11 protein-coding genes are annotated in these 14,686 nt (G+C 71.1%); 8 read left to right on the top strand and 3 right to left on the bottom strand.

The annotated features are described in order from the left end of the window. Positions 1-74 precede the first annotated feature (74 nt). Entirely contained in the window at positions 75-1,934 is a 1,860-nt protein-coding gene (locus AB0O15_RS17890; RefSeq protein ID WP_364319583.1) for an adenylyl cyclase, read from the bottom strand. A 270-nt stretch (positions 1,935-2,204) separates the two neighbouring features. On the opposite strand from AB0O15_RS17890, the gene AB0O15_RS17895 reads away from it, so the two are divergent. From AB0O15_RS17895 to AB0O15_RS17925, 7 genes are all read left to right on the top strand, one after another. Beyond that, positions 2,205-2,486, top strand: a complete 282-nt coding sequence (locus AB0O15_RS17895) for an STAS domain-containing protein (protein ID WP_364319585.1) — start codon at positions 2,205-2,207, stop codon at positions 2,484-2,486. Between the two features lie 86 nt (positions 2,487-2,572). After that, a complete protein-coding gene (locus AB0O15_RS17900) occupies positions 2,573-4,270 on the top strand; it encodes a hypothetical protein (RefSeq protein ID WP_364319587.1) in 1,698 nt (565 codons plus the stop codon). 13 nt (positions 4,271-4,283) lie between these two features. Continuing rightward, positions 4,284-4,943, top strand: a complete 660-nt coding sequence (locus AB0O15_RS17905) for a DUF1326 domain-containing protein (RefSeq protein ID WP_364319589.1) — start codon at positions 4,284-4,286, stop codon at positions 4,941-4,943. A 68-nt stretch (positions 4,944-5,011) separates the two neighbouring features. Beyond that, complete coding sequence (locus AB0O15_RS17910) at positions 5,012-5,674, top strand: DUF2182 domain-containing protein (protein WP_364319591.1); 663 nt, start codon at positions 5,012-5,014, stop codon at positions 5,672-5,674. 12 nt (positions 5,675-5,686) lie between these two features. Continuing rightward, complete coding sequence (locus AB0O15_RS17915) at positions 5,687-10,099, top strand: multicopper oxidase domain-containing protein (protein WP_364319593.1); 4,413 nt, start codon at positions 5,687-5,689, stop codon at positions 10,097-10,099. Positions 10,100-10,170: 71 nt separating this feature from the next. Then, the gene (locus AB0O15_RS17920; RefSeq protein ID WP_364319595.1) at positions 10,171-10,662 is read left to right on the top strand and encodes a GNAT family N-acetyltransferase; all 492 of its coding nucleotides are present in this window, start codon (positions 10,171-10,173) and stop codon (positions 10,660-10,662) included. An 8-nt stretch (positions 10,663-10,670) separates the two neighbouring features. Beyond that, positions 10,671-10,910 (top strand): hypothetical protein, encoded by a 240-nt coding sequence (locus AB0O15_RS17925; RefSeq protein ID WP_364319597.1) that lies wholly within the window; start codon positions 10,671-10,673, stop codon positions 10,908-10,910. A gap of 18 nt (positions 10,911-10,928) precedes the next feature. Here AB0O15_RS17925 and AB0O15_RS17930 read toward each other — a convergent pair whose 3' ends face one another. Further along, the gene (locus AB0O15_RS17930) at positions 10,929-11,141 is read right to left on the bottom strand and encodes a dodecin (RefSeq protein WP_364319598.1); all 213 of its coding nucleotides are present in this window, start codon (positions 11,139-11,141) and stop codon (positions 10,929-10,931) included. 127 nt (positions 11,142-11,268) lie between these two features. Here AB0O15_RS17930 and AB0O15_RS17935 point away from each other — a divergent pair, with 127 nt between their 5' ends. Further along, entirely contained in the window at positions 11,269-12,534 is a 1,266-nt protein-coding gene (locus AB0O15_RS17935; protein ID WP_364319600.1) for a hypothetical protein, read from the top strand. A gap of 78 nt (positions 12,535-12,612) precedes the next feature. On the opposite strand, the gene AB0O15_RS17940 is transcribed toward AB0O15_RS17935, so the two are convergent. Further along, positions 12,613-14,667: a M14 family zinc carboxypeptidase gene (locus tag AB0O15_RS17940; RefSeq protein ID WP_364319602.1), complete on the bottom strand. Its 2,055-nt coding sequence runs from the start codon at positions 14,665-14,667 to the stop codon at positions 12,613-12,615. Between the last annotated feature and the right edge of the window lie 19 nt (positions 14,668-14,686).

Raw genomic sequence — 14,686 nt, forward strand, 5'->3', positions numbered from 1 at the left:
CCGCCGGCGGCGCGGATGTGACAGGGGGCCCGGAGCCAAGCGGCTCCGGGCCCCCTGTTCCTGGGGACAGGGTGTCAGGACAGGGGGTAATCCGGCAGGTAGACCGGCTGGCCGACCTTGGTCGTGTCGGCCGCCTCGCCTACGCCGTTGACCACGTGGTCGATGACGCCGGCGCTGAGGTTGACGGTCATGATGTGGTGCAGCTTGACGCCCGGGCGGTTCGGGACCTCGAAGCCGTTCTCGGTGTGGATGGCCGGGTTGTTCTGGTTGAAGACGTACACGCCGGCGCCGTAGAGGTGGTGGTTGCGGACCTGGTCACCGACCTTGTAGCCGGCGTAGCCCTCGACCTTGCCGTTCATCCAGTCCCGCTGCGTCGGCGGGTCGTACGGCAGCTCGTTCTGGTAGAGCACGGTGGTGCCGTTGTTGCCGTTCCAGACGGTGTTGTACTTCTGGAAGTGCTCGACGAACAGGCCGGTGGCGGTCACCCGGTCACCGTTGACGATCACGCCGGTGGTGCCGATGTTGGTCCGCCAGCGCTCGGTGTCGCCGCTGAAGCCCTCGACGCCGTGGTCGGCCCGCCACACCCAGGTGTGGTCGATCAGCACGTCGTCGGCGTTGACCTCGAGGGCCGTGGCAGTCTTGCCGATGTGCGGCCCGCCGACCCGGAAGTACAGGTCGCTCAGGGTGGTGGGGTCGGAGTTGCGTCCCCACGCGTCCTGACCGGGGCGGCCGACCTGGACGAGCACCTTGGACTTCGTCAGCCCGGCGTCGACGGTGACACCGGCGACGACCACGCCGGGTACGTCGGCGATCTTCAGCGGCGTCGAGCCGTTGACGGCGGTGAGCGTGGCGTGTCCCTGGCCGAGCACCACGGTGCCGGGGCGTTTGATCTCGATGCTGCGCGGGATGTCGTACACCCCGGGGGTCAGCAGGAGGTTCTTGCCCCGGGCCAGCATCGAGTTGATCTTCGCGACGGCGTCGCCCGGCTTCGCGACGTAGAAGTCGCTCAACGGGATGGTGCGGCCACGACCGACATCGGCGGACCAGGAGATGCCGCTGGTGTTGCGCTGGACCGCGGGGACGCGGACGGCGTAGCTTCCCCGAGCATCCACGAACAGGTACGGCTTCTCCCGGCTGACCGGCGTCTTCTCCAGGGTGGTGTACGGCGGGGCGGGGAAGCCCGCCTCGGACGGCGCGCCCTCGACCCCGGCGAAGACCTGGTTCCACACGCCGTTCGACCAGCCGGCGACCTGGCTGTTGCGGGTCAGCCACTGCTGCTGCGAGCCGTTGGTGACGTCCGGCAGCTTGGAGTCGGCGATGAAGCCGCCGGAGGCGTACTGCGGCCCGGCCGTGCAGTAGTCCATCAGCGACAGGTTGCCCCCGGTGACCTGGACCCGGCGCATCGAGACGGCCTGCGACACGGCCCAGAAGTTGGCCGACGAGCGGCAGCCGTCCTGGCCCTTGGCGTTCACGTTGATGGTCAGGTTGGACACGGTGCGCCAGAAGTTGACCAGCGCGAGGCAGTTGTCCGCGGTGAGGCAGCGGTTGTAGACCTCGACCTTGCCGTTGATGGTCACGTCGCCCGGGTTGGCGCCGAGGCCGGAGATCTCGGTGTAGTAGCCGACCTTGATCTGCAGTGGCTGGTCGGCGGTGCCGTAGACGCCCGGCTTGAAGTAGTACGCGTACCGCTGCGTACCCATCTCGTTGCCGACCTGCTGAGCGTAGGTCGCGTCGAGGACGGCTTGGATCTCGCCGACCGGCGTGCTCGGGTCGAAGACGGTGACGTTCGGTCCGAAGCCGGCCGGGGCCGGATGCGAGGCCGACGGAGTATGCGTGACGGGCTGAGCCCCGGCCGAGGCGGCGGAGGTCAGGACCAGCCCGGTGAGAGCGGCACAGACGGTGACGATCCGGCCGAGACGCCGGCGTGTGATCATGCGGTCCCCTTTTCGAGTCAACGTGAATTAACGCGCTGGCAATGACTAGGTCCCAAGCAAGCGATAGACAGACTTCTTCGTCAAGCGGGGGAACACGGCAATCCGGCCGAGCCCGGACAACTCGCCGCGGTTCCGGAACCCGGTTGCCCGAAGCGGCAGCGTCACGCGGATGTTCGGGCAGCCGGAACCGGTACCGGGAGGTTGATTCGATAGTTGTCCTGTTACAAATGTCCCGTGGAAGATCCATACACTCTCAGTGCAGATCCGCCGGTGCTCGCGCTCGCCGGCGAGTTCGATCTGGCCGCCCGGGACGAGTTGACGCGCGCGCTACTGAACGTAGCGGGAGACCCGGCCACCGACCAGGTGGTCCTGGACCTCACGGACACGACGTTCATCGACTCCGAGGCCCTCGGGGCCGTCATTGTCGGGGTCAACGCCGCCCGGGAGGCCGGCAAACCGTTCCGGATCGTCGGCGCCACCGGCGTCGTCCATCGGGTCATGGACGTGGCCGGACTGCTCGATCTCATCGACGACCATCATCACAGTCCGTGATCTGACACTGCACGTCTCGTATTTGCACGGGGTCGTTCCCCTCCCTACCCGTACGACGTTTCATGCCCACGGGAGGGGAACACCGCATGATTCGCAACAACGACCGGCTGGCCGTCCGTGGTCCGATAAATCCGGACAACGGCTTCCCACGCTGGTACAAGGACGCGAACGGGGTCCGGCTCGAACTGGCCTTCGACCCGGCCGACCCGAACACCCCGGCCATCGGCGAACTGCCCGACCCGGCCGCGCCGGTGAGCTTTCCCGGGAACTTCCCGGACGAGGCCTTCTACTTCCTGGCCGAGGCCGAGCTGCCGATCGGCGGCGGGCCCCGGCCCGGTCGCGCGCGGGTGGTCCTGGCCCTGGAGGCGGCGTTCGCGCTGGAGGTCCCGCAGGACGGTCAGCAGCAGGTGTTCGCGCGCATCCGGGTCCGCATCGACAACGGCGTCCCCGGCGCGGCGTACGTCTTCACCCACCCGTACGGCGAGACCGATCCGTTGATCGCCGACGAGAACGGGCGGGTCTTCGTCACCGAGGACATCGGCGCCGCCGCGCTCCGGTTCGACGACGTGGTGCGGGACGGCGAGGTCGCACCGTTCCTGAGCTGGGACGCCGACGCCCCGGACGGCTACCTCGGCATCGGCGGCGTCGACCACACGATCACCGGCAGCCCGTTCGGCACCAACTTCGTGCGGATCCAGGGTCCGGGCGCGGGCGGGCCGGCCGTCGACGAGGTCTCCACGAACCTGTTCTCGCTGCAGGGGCGGCTGGCCACGGTGGCCGGCGCCGAGGTCACCCGCGCGGTCTACACGCGGACCTCCGGCTCGATGGTGGCGGACGTCTTCGCGGTCTCCGAGCCGGATCAGACGCTGCGGGCCGCTGGGGCCACGCTGCGGGACGCCGGCCCGCTCTATCACGTACGCGCGGAGCTCGGCGCCGCCGCACCCGCCACGATCGACCTGGTCAACACCACCGACCAGCCGCCCACCACGGTCACCGTGCCGCTGGTCGACGCGGTGACCGTGCTCGTCGCCGACTACGACACCACGGCCCGCCGCCTCACCGTCGAGGCCGCGTCCTCCGATGTGGACGGCCCGACCACGCTGACCGTCACCGGCTTCGGCGACCTGCCCGCCGGCAAGGCGTCGTTCGAGTTCGTCGAGGCGCCACCCGCGACGGTCGAGGTCACCTCGTCGCACGGCGGCTCGCACACCCGGCACGTGCTCGTCGCCGGCCCCGCCGCCGAGGCCGACCCGCTCGCCGCGGACGCCGGCCCCAACCGCGCGGTGGTCACCGGCGACCTGGTCGCCCTGGACGCGAGCGCCAGCACCGGCCCGGCGACCAGCTTCACCTGGACGCAGACCGCCGGCACGCCGGTCACCCTGTCCGACCCCACCTCGGTACGCACGACGTTCACCGCCCCGGCGGCCGGCTCGCTGGAGTTCGCCGTCACGGTGAACGGCACCGAGACCGACACGGTCGTGATCGTGGTGACCGCGCCGACCCCGACGGTGGACACGCTCACCGTGGGCCGGGCCGAGTTCCGCACCGACTCGGGACGCTGGCGGGTCGACGGCACCGCGACCGGGCCGCTGCCCGACCGGGTCACGGTCAGCCTCGGCGGCGTCGAGATCGGCACCGCGGCGGTGGACGCCACGCTCGGCTGGGACGTCCGGCGCACGGTCATCCCCGGCGAGACGGACATCATCCCGGCCAACGGCGCCACGATCGCGATCACGTCCAGCCGCGGTGGCTCGGCCACCACGACCGTCACCGTCCGGCGCTGAGAGGGGCACGACGATGGGATATCTCCTGACCGGCGTCTTCACCGAGGCCTGCGACTGCACCCTGGTCTGCCCGTGCTGGCTGGACGACGCGCCCGAGGAGGACCACTGCACCGGGCTGTTCGCCTGGCGGCTGGACGAGGGCTCGGCCATCGACGGCGTGGACGTCGGCAAGCTCACCGTGGTCAGCGTCTCCACCCACGCCGGCGAGCGGCGGGCCGGCGCCACGGCGACCGCGATCTTCATCGACGAGAACGCCGACGACCGGCAGTTCGAGCTGCTCGGCGCGGCGTTCGCCGGGGAGCTGGCCGGTCCGCTGGGCGAGCTGGCCGCGGTCAGCGGGGTGGTCGTGCAGCGGCTGGCGGCGCCGATCGAGATGACCGCGGACGAGGCCGGCTGGCACCTGGTGGTCGGCGTGCCCGGGGCCGGACCGATCGAGGCGACCGGCGCCCCGCACGTGCTGCTCGACGAGGACGAGCCGCTCACCCTGCGGCACACCGCCCTGGACCGGGAGCTCAGCGTGGCCGGCGACGACGGGGTCGCGGCGCACCGCACCGAGCGGCTGGCCGTGCGGGTGCCGGCGCTCGCGGGCGGGTATCTGGACGTGGCCGGGCGCTCCGCGATGCGAGGGCGGTTCCGGTACGCGGACCCGCTCCCGCCCCGTTCACGGCGATGACCCGTCCACTGTTGCCTATAGGTGCGCAGAGCAGCTCTGCGCACCTATACGCACCACGCTGGGATCGGGTGACCGGTGTCGTCGTCACTCTGGGCGTGGTGGCCTGGGTGGCGATGACGCTCGGTCAGCCCGGCGGCCATCACCACGGGCACACGTCGCTCGGCGGCTGGCTGATCATGGTGGTGGCGATGATGCTGCCGCCGGCGTTGCCGCTGTTCCGCGTCGTCCTCGGGCTCACGTCCTCCGCGGCGTACACCGGGATCGCGATCTTGATCTTTGTCGCGGCCTGGGGTGTGACCGGGATCGTCCTCACGGCCGGCACCGACCTGCTCGGCGCCCTCGTCTTCCGGCTGCCGCATGAGCAGACGCTGCTCGGGGCGGGGCTGGTGCTGGCCGGGGCGTGGCAGTTCACGCCGTGGAAGGACGCCTGCCTGACCGCCTGCCGGACGCCGCGCGGGATCGCCATGACCCACTGGCGTGGCGAACCCCTGAGAGGCAGCGCGGCGATCGCGGTCGTCTACGCGGCGTCGTGCATCGGCTGCTGCTGGGCGCTGATGGCGGTCGGGCTGCTCACCGGCGCGGCCGGCCTCGGGGCGATGGCCGTACTCACTCTTCTGATGGCCGCCGAACGACTCACCCGGTGGGGCCGCGCCCTGGTCCGCCCGGTGGGCGCGGCCGCCCTCATCCTCGGCGTCTCGCTGCTGCTCGGCGTGGACGCCCTCTTCACCTAGGAGCCTTCCCTGATGGCTGACCTCACCTACGACGTGGTCGCGTGCGAGTTTCCGGTCGTCTACACGATCGACGGCGACCACGACCCCAGCGGCCTTCTCTTCGTGCTGCGCGCCTACCAGCCGCTGCTCGACTTCGCGCGGGCGCGCTGGGAGGACGACGACCAGTTCCTGCCCCGCACCCACGAGCGCGCCCAGTGGACGCAGCTCGTGGTCGACGGATTACGGCGCTATGAGCTGATGCGGGCCAAGCTCGAGCCCGGTGATCCGCTGCTCGACTATGGCGTGACGGCGCCGGTCGAGACCGGCCTCGAGAGCGAGAACGAACGTTCTTCCCCGCTCTCGGCGCGCGAGCAGAACCTGCGGGCCACTGTGGACGAACTCCTCGCCGCGCTCGACCTGCTCACCGACGGCGCCGTGCGAACCCTGCCACCGGACGCCGCGACCCGGGCGGCCTGGGTTGTTCTCTATTCCGACGCATTGTCGGCCGCGCGGGCCGCGATCGCCGAGCGGCTGGCCAAGCTCGAGGTGGACGACGAGACCACGCTGCGGGCGCTGGCTCGTGACACCGGCCTCTCCCCCGCCCGGGTGCGGCGGCTGATCCTCAACGATCACAGAACGGACGTGACCGGTCTGGGCGCGGACACGCCGGCCTACGACCGGTTCAACCCGCTGCGACCGCTCCCCCTGGCCCGGCCGCTGGTCTTGCGGGCTTCGCTCGGGCAGAGCGTCGAGGTGCGCTTCGAGAACCAGATCCGTGACCGTCAGGTCGGCCTGCACGTGCAGGGCGACGTGCTCAACGACATCCAGATCGACGACGGCGCCGAGGTGGGGCGCAACATCTCGTCGCTGGTGCCGTTCCAAGGGCGCCACACCTACCACTGGACGGCCACGCACGAGGGCGCGTACGTGATCAATGACCTCGGCGACGTCCGGGGCGACGAGCGCGGCACCAACAGCCACGGCCTGTTCGGCGCGTTCCTGGTCGAGCCGGCCGGCGCGACCTGGCGCGACCCGGAGACCGGCGAGAACCTCACCGGCACGGCGTTCGCGGACGGCGCGTACGTGGACATCATCGTCCCGGACGACCGCCCCGACGTGCCGTTCGTGGACTTCCACAGTGGCACCGCGCACAGCCACCGCGAGTTCACCGTGTTCATGCACGACGAGCCGTCGGTGCACAGCGGGCTGCACGTCGCCGGCGAGCACGACGTGATGCCGCTGTCGCTGCGGGCCGAGCCGATGCCGAACCGGCTGCCGCACCGGATGCGCCGGCTCGTCGAACAGTCCGCCGACCGGCCGCTGCCGCCGCCCGGCCAGATCGACCAGCACGCCATGACGATGGTCATCGACGACGACCTGACCGAGGTGTTCCTGGTCGCCCGGAACAGCGACGGCGAGTTCCTCGAGCGGGTGGCCGGCGAGGAGCAGCACCACAGCTCGTGGCTCTTCGGCGACCCGGTGACGCCGATCTTCCGGGCCTACAAGGGCGACCCGGCCCGGGTGCGCGTCCTGCACGCCGGGGTCAAGGAGACCCACGTCTACCACCTGCACGTGCATCAGTGGCGGCAGATCGCGGCCGACCCGGACTCGCAGCTGGTCGACTCGATCACGATCGGACCGCAGACCGGGATCACGCTGGATCCGCTGTACGGGTCGGGCAGCCGGCAGAAGGCGCCCGGCGACGTGATCTGGCACTGCCACCTCTACCCGCACTTCCACCACGGGATGTGGGGGCTCTGGCGCAGCTTCGACCGGCTGGTCGACGGGAGCGTGCCGGCCTACCCGGACGGGACGCCGGTGCATCCGCTGGAGCCGTTGCCGGGGCGGGCGCCTCTTCCCCGTACCCCGGAGCTCCCCGGTTTTCCGTGGTTCATGGACGCCGCGTTCCCGCAGAAGTCTCCCCCGCCGCCGGCCGTGATCCCTTCGCTGGCCGTCGGGCGGCGACGGCTGCTCGGGATGCCGCCGCACTCCGAGCTCGAGGCGGGCGCCTTTCCCCCCGGCGTGGTGGCCGACCCCCGGCCCGGGGCGGTCTTCGTGGACCTCGACGGGGACGCGGCCGAGTGGAACGCGGCGGCCGGCCAGCCGGCGCCGCGGGTGATCAGCTACGACGTGGTGGTGGACGCCGACCCGGTGGTCTACAACTCGCGGGGCTGGACCGATCCGCGCGGGCACCACTACCAGATCCGGCGGGTGACCGTGGACGGCGTCGGGTTCGACCCGCCCGCCGACCGGATCGAGCCGTTCTTCCCACGGGCGAACCACGGCGACATCGTCGAGTGGCGGATGTTCAACAACCTGGACAGCGCGCCCGCCGACGGATTCGACCTGCCCGTACCGCCGGCCGAGTGCGGGCTGCACGTACACCTGGTGAAATTCGACGTGCTCGTCGCGGACGGGTCGTCGACCGGGTTCAACTACCTGTCCGGCGCGTCCTGCCTGTCCGCCGTCGACACGGTCGCCTCCGGGCCGGACGAGTTGCCGGTCAACGTGGGCCTGCACCGGTGGGTGGTGGACGAGGAGTTCGGGCCGTGCTTCTTCCACGACCACCTGCTGGCCAACTACCGGCAGAAACACGGGCTGTTCGCGGCGCTGATCGCCGAGCCGTTCGGGTCGCGGTGGCTGCTCCCCGATCAGGAGACGCTCGCGTGGTCGGGGCCGCAGGCCGTGGTGCTGCCGCCGCTGTCGTCCGGGCTTCCCGCCTATCGCGAGGCCGGCATCGCGGTCGGCGACTTCGTGCCGCTGGTCGACGCGTCCGGGGCGCCGTTGAATCCGCCGGGCGAGCTCGGCGGGGACGACGACCCCGGTGTCATGGCGGTCAACTACCGGTGTTCGCCGTTGACGTTCCGGGGTGACGACCCGTCGCAGTGGTTCGCTTCCACATCTCCGGAGAAGGGCGACCCGGAAACCGAGATCATTCGGACCTATCCGGGCGACCGGCTGCGGATCCGGCTCATCCAGGGCTCGCACGAGGAGCAGCACAGCTTCGTGACGCACGGGCTGCGCTGGCCGCGCGAGTGGAAGAACGACCGTTCTGCCCTGGTCAACCAGCAGACGATCGGCATCTCGGAGGCGTTCACGCTGGATCTGGACGCGTACGGCCTGGGTGATCACCTGTGGCACTTCGCCGCCATGGACGATCTGTGGCTCGGATGCTGGGGTCTCGTCCGTTCACAATTGCCGAGCCCTTCGGCGTTGCTGGAACTGCCTCCCCTGCCCGGGCGGCCGGGCCTCGACCCCGCGCCGCTGCCGCCACGGCCGGCCCGGCCCGATCGGGACTATGTGGTCAGTGCCCGGCGGCGCGAGATCTTCTACGACGGCCGTACGCTGACCGATCCCTGGGGGTTGATCTTCTCCCCCGCCGACGGCTTCGTCGAGGAGCGCGATGACGACGATCGGCTGCGCCGCGTGGCGTACGGAGTCTCGCGTACCCAGGAGCCCCTGGTTCTGAGGGCCCGGCCGGGTGAGTGGATCCGGGTCACGCTGATCAACGACCTGGCCGACGCCACCGATCCGCTGCTGCCGCCGTTCGGCGTCGAGCCGGTGGTGGTGCCGCTGCCGCTGGACGACGAGCGGACGCTGTCCTCGCGGGTCTCGCTGCATCCGTCGCTGCTGCGGTACGACGTGGTCAGTGACGACGGGGCGTTCGTCGGGCGCAACCACGACAGCACGGTGCCGGCCCTGGACCTACTCGCCGGGGACGAGCACGGGCACGCCTCGGCCGGGCACGACGACAGGCAGAACTGGCGGGAGTACTGGTGGTTCGCCGACCCCCGGCTCGAGGGCCAGGTCTGCTACCTGCAGGACATGGCCGACGTGCGCAACCACCGGCACCACGGCCTGGTCGGCGCGCTGGTGGTGGAGCCGACCGGCGTGACACCGGTGTCGTCCGAGACCGGGCGCGAGCAGTGGACCGGCGCCCAGGTGGTGCTGGTCGGCTCATCCGGTGAGCGGGTGGCCAACGAGCAGGTGCTGCTGGTGCAGGACGGCCTGCGGCACTTCGTGGCCGGCAACCCGACGATGGCGGTGCCCGACGTGGAACCTGGCGACGACCCGGAGGACGCCGGCCAGAAGGGCATCAACTACGGCACGGCCCTGGCGCACCCGCGCGACGTGCTGAGCTGCGACACCCCGCCCACCCCGATCTGGCCGGCCCGGGTCGGCGACCGGCTGTGGCTCCGCCTGCTCGGGGCCGCCGACAAGCCCCGCAACCACAGCTTCACGGTGCACGGCATGTCCTGGCCGGCCGCGCCCTGGGTGCCGGACGGCCCGGTCGAGGCGGCTCTGTCCGGTTTGACCACGGGGTACGCCCGCACGCTCGAGATGAGGGCCGGCTCGGCCGGTGACCACGCCTACCGTTCGTGCGCCTTCCGCTGGGCCGTCGAGGGCGGTGTCTGGGGCATCATCCGCGTGGCCCCACGCCCCTGACCGCCCCTCCGTCAGAGACGGGCCTCGCCGGGATCCCGGCGAGGCCGCCCGTCCCCGCATAACCTGCCGAGGTGAAGTTGCAACCGCTGACCGCCGAGCACGCCGACGCCGTCCTCGCGTTCGAGACCCGCAACCGCGCCTACTTCGCAACCAGCATCCCCGACCGGGGCGACGACTACTTCGCCGCCTACCCGGACCGCCACGCCGCCCTGCTGGCCATGCAGGACGCCGGAACCGACCGCTTCCACGTGATGGTCACCGACGACGGGACGGTCGCCGCCCGCGTCAACCTGGTCCACATCGAGGACGGCGAAGCCGAGATCGGCTACCGGGTCGGCCAGGAGTTCACCGGCCGGGGCGTGGCCACCCGGTCGGTCCGGGCCGCCTGCGACCTGGCCCGCACCGCCTACGGCCTGACCCGGCTGCACGCGGTCGTGACCACCGACAACCCGGCGTCCCGCACCGTCCTGCTCCGCAACGGCTTCACCCCCACCACCGCGACCGTGGTGAACGGGCGGGCGGCCCACTCCTACGTCCGACCTGTCCCCCTGATGGGGGAATAATCGGCCGCATGGACAGCGGGGGCCTTCTCATCATCATCGTCGTCGTGCTGGTCACGATCCCGGTCAGCTTGATCATCCTGTACGCGATCATCCGCAGCGCCGTCTTCCACGGCCTGCTGCGCTTCACCAAGGCCATCGCCCACGAGGCCGAGATCGTCGACCACGCCACGTTCCACAACAGGGAGGCCTACCGGGCATACGACCGGCTCGTCCGGGCCACGGCGGCCCGGATCCGCAGCCAGGCCTAGCCTCGTTTCCAACCCGGCCTAGAGGTCGTCGAGGCGGAAGCCGACCTTCATGGTCACCTGGACATGGGCGACGTCGCCGTCCTCGAGATGCCCGCGGATCTGGGTGACCTCGAACCAGTCGAGGTTGCGCAGCGTCTGCGACGCCCGGGTGATGCCGTTGCGGACCGCCTGATCGATGCCGTCGGGCGAACTGCCGACGATCTCGGTCACCCGGTAGGTGTGGTCACTCATCGAGACCTCCTTGAACACGTCGCGTGGCGACCACGCTACCGCTGCGCCCGCTCCGGCCGCACTTGTTCGAGCCTTGAGCACTCCAAATCCGTTGCGGCCTCGGACGTGGCGTCCCGAGACTGCCGGGATGGCGAACCTCGGCGGCACCTATGTGCGGTGGGTGTGGTGCCGGGCCGTGCTGCATCGCGGGTGGTGGCTGGTCACCAGCGTCTATCTGGTGGTCGACGCGCGGCTGCCGGCGTCGCAGCTCGTGCTCATCGGCGTCGGTCAGGCCGTGGTGGCGCTGGTGTTCGAGGTTCCGGCCGGGGTGCTCGCCGACCACGTGAGCCGGAAGTGGTCGCTGGTGGTGTCGCACGTGCTCATGGGCGGGGCGATGCTCGCCACCGGGCTGGCCGACGGGTTCCTGCCGCTGCTGGCCACGCAGATGGTGTGGGGGCTGGCCTGGACGTTCGCCAGCGGCGCCGACGTGGCCTGGGTCAGCGATGAGCTGGGCGATCCGGCGTACGCGCGAACGGTGTTGATCCGGGCGGAACAGGCGCAGCTGCTCGGGACCGTCGCGGGGTTGCTGAGTGTCGGCGGGCTGGCCTGGCTCGTGGGGCGCGGCCCGGCGATGGTGCTGGCCGGGGCGGTCATGGTGCTGCTCGGGCTGTACGTGATCGCCGGCTTTCCGGAGCGGCGCTTCGTCCCCGCCCCGAGCGCGCAGCAGTGGCCGATCCTGAAGGGCGTGCTGCACAGCCGCACCCTGCTGGCCGCCTTCGGCGCGACCTTCCTGGTCCAGGGCGCGGCGGACGCCTTCGGGCGGCTGTACCCGCTCCAGCTGCTCGCCCTCGGCCCCGCGGTCGGTCCGGTCGTCTGGCTCACCGGCCTGGGCGTGCTCATGTGCCTCGGCGGCGCGGCGGCCCTGCGCCTGGCGCAGACCCGAATCAGCGGCCAGGCCAGGCCGGCGCCGGCGCCGATCGGTGGCGACGACACGATGCCGCCGGCCCCCACCGGCGGAGAGAGCACAACGGCGGCGGGCCCCATCGGCGGCGAGGGCGCGGTGCGCAACGGCTACGTCTTCGCCTGCGTGATCGCCGTGGTCGGCGTGGCCGGCCTGGCCCTGGCGCCGGGCGTCGTCGGCGGCAGCCTCGCCGTGCTCCTGGCCGCGGGCGCGTTGCCGCTGACCCGCAGCTTCGGCACGATCTGGGTGAACAACGAGACCGTCGGCGCGGTGCGGGCCACCGTTCACTCCCTGCTGGCCCAATCCGAGTACGCCGGAAAGATCGCCTGCGGCCTCACCATCGCCCTGTTCGCGGAGCGAACCGCCTTGGCCGCCTGCACCCTGCTCATCCTGGCCGGAGCAGTCATCGCACGCCTCAGCCACCGCCGGCGCCTGCCTCGACAACGACCCTGAGGTGCACAGCGTGCTCACCACGAAGGTGTTCCCGAGGCAGGCGGACGTCACGACCGTCGGCGACTGGGCCGCCGCGACCTAGAGGCCCTTGTCCCGGGCGATCCGCACCAGCTCGACCAGGCCGGCGGCGTACTCCTGGGACTCACCGTGCGCCTCGTCGTACGGCGGCTGGAAGCCGACACCCTCCCACTGTTCGGTCGCGTCGTTCCAGATGTCGTTGCCCACCTCGAAGTTCCAGGCCGTGATGCCCAGGTCGTAGTAGAGGTGGTCGGCCGAGTTGCCGGCCGCGCTGTAGAGGACGTCGGCGACCGGACCGGTGTACGACGGCCAGGTGACCGTGCCCCGCTCGGCGGCGATCGCCCCGACGATGCGGCGGGCGGAGTCCTGGAAGTACTTCGCCTCGTCGATCGACGGCCGCGGCAGTGTGACCCGTCCCGCCGCCTTGTAGGCGCCCGGCGACCACATGAAGTAGCCGCCGTACGAGTGCACGTTCAGCGAGTACTTGATGTTCGGGTGGGACTCGGCCAGGGCGACCACGTTGCGGCTCTCGGGTTCGGAGAGCTCGGCGGTGCCCGCATAGGTGCCGGACAGGCAGTTCGTGCTGGCGCCCACGTAACCGTCGAAGAGCGAGCCGACCGCGTAGTTGCGGTTCACGTCCACGCCCCACGAATCACGGTTCCGCGGGTCGCGGGCGGCGCCCGTACAGTGATTGCTCAGGTTCTTGCGCTGGAAATTGAAGTCGTTGAACGCGTAGTTCGCGCCGTCTGGATTGACGGTCGGGATGATGAAGACGTCGACCGAGTCGAGCAGTTCCCGGGTGGCCGCGTCGGTCGCGTAGTTGGCCAGCAGCCGCTCCGCGAACTCCATCGTCACCAGCGGCGTCGCCCATTCGCGCGCGTGCTCCTGGGAGTAGGCCATGACGCCGACCTTCGAGCCGTCGCGCACCTTGCCGATGCGCAGCGCCTGCACGGTCCAGGGGCGCGTCGGCACCTCCGCGCCCTTCAGGCCGTCGTCGAGCCGCACCGGAGCGACCACCGGCATCGGCAGGCCCTCCGAGCCGCTCTCGGCGAAGGCCCGGAAGCGGTCCGGGAAGCTCGCGTTGATCGCGGCCGCCACCTCGGTGGTCGTGCTGATCGTCTTGCCGGCGTTGTCGGTCGCGAGCGAAACGGTCAGGACCCGATCACGGTACGTTACGGTGAGCGGCCGGTTGGCCTGGCCGGGATCGACCGTCCGGGCCTGGATGCCGTTCTGGTTCTCGGCGCCGAACTTGACCGTGTCGACCACCACCGCGGCCACGTTGGGATCGCCCAGGTAGGCGACCGCCGTACGCCGATAGCCCTGGGTCTTGTTGGGCAGGTCGAGCACGTCCACCAGGGCCGGGTACTGCCGCTTGAGCCGCTTGACGCGGACGGTGATGTCTTGCGGCGTCATGTACGCGTCGATGAAGTCCTGCTGGTAGCCGGACGGCGTCGGCGGCGGCGTGGCGCCCGGCCACACGCCCGGGGCGATCGAGCGGGACCGGCCGCCCAGCGACGAGGTGGCCACCACGGAGACCGGCTGGGCCGGCAGCTTCTGCGGCAGCGCCCAGTGGTACTGATATTCGCCCGAGTCGACGAAGCGCACCAGCGGGAACGACCCGGTGGCGCCGTCGGCCGTGGTCCAGGTGACGGTGATCTCGACGTTCGGGTCGTCGCTCGCCGTGGTCGCGACCTGGGTCTGCAGGAAGGTGGTGCCCTTGCTGGCCCACCAGTACGCCTGGAGGAACTGAAGGGTGTCGGCCGCGACCCGCTGCTTGCTCCGGCGCTGGCCCGCCGCCGCCGACCCGGTCGGGATGATCTGCACGGGGGTCGCGCCCTTGGCCGTCAGGGCGGCGAACTCGGCGCCGGTCACGACCAGGTCGGCCAGCACGGCGTTCGCCGTGGTGCGGGGACGCGCGGCGATGTCGGCGCCACTCTCGAGCAGCTCGGTGAACTGCTGCTCGCCGGTGAGCTGGAAACGCACCAGGGCGGTCTGGCCGTCGGCCAGGGTGAGGTCAGGGTTCGGGGCGGCGTTCGCTGCGCCGGGGTGGGCGAGCGCGCCGGTGAGCAGAACGGCAACGGCGGCGATGACCACCGAGCTGCGCCGGGACGGCATACCAGGCCTCCAAGTGACG

This window comes from Actinoplanes sp. NPDC089786 (assembly GCF_040684855.1).
GTDB lineage: Bacteria > Actinomycetota > Actinomycetes > Mycobacteriales > Micromonosporaceae > Actinoplanes.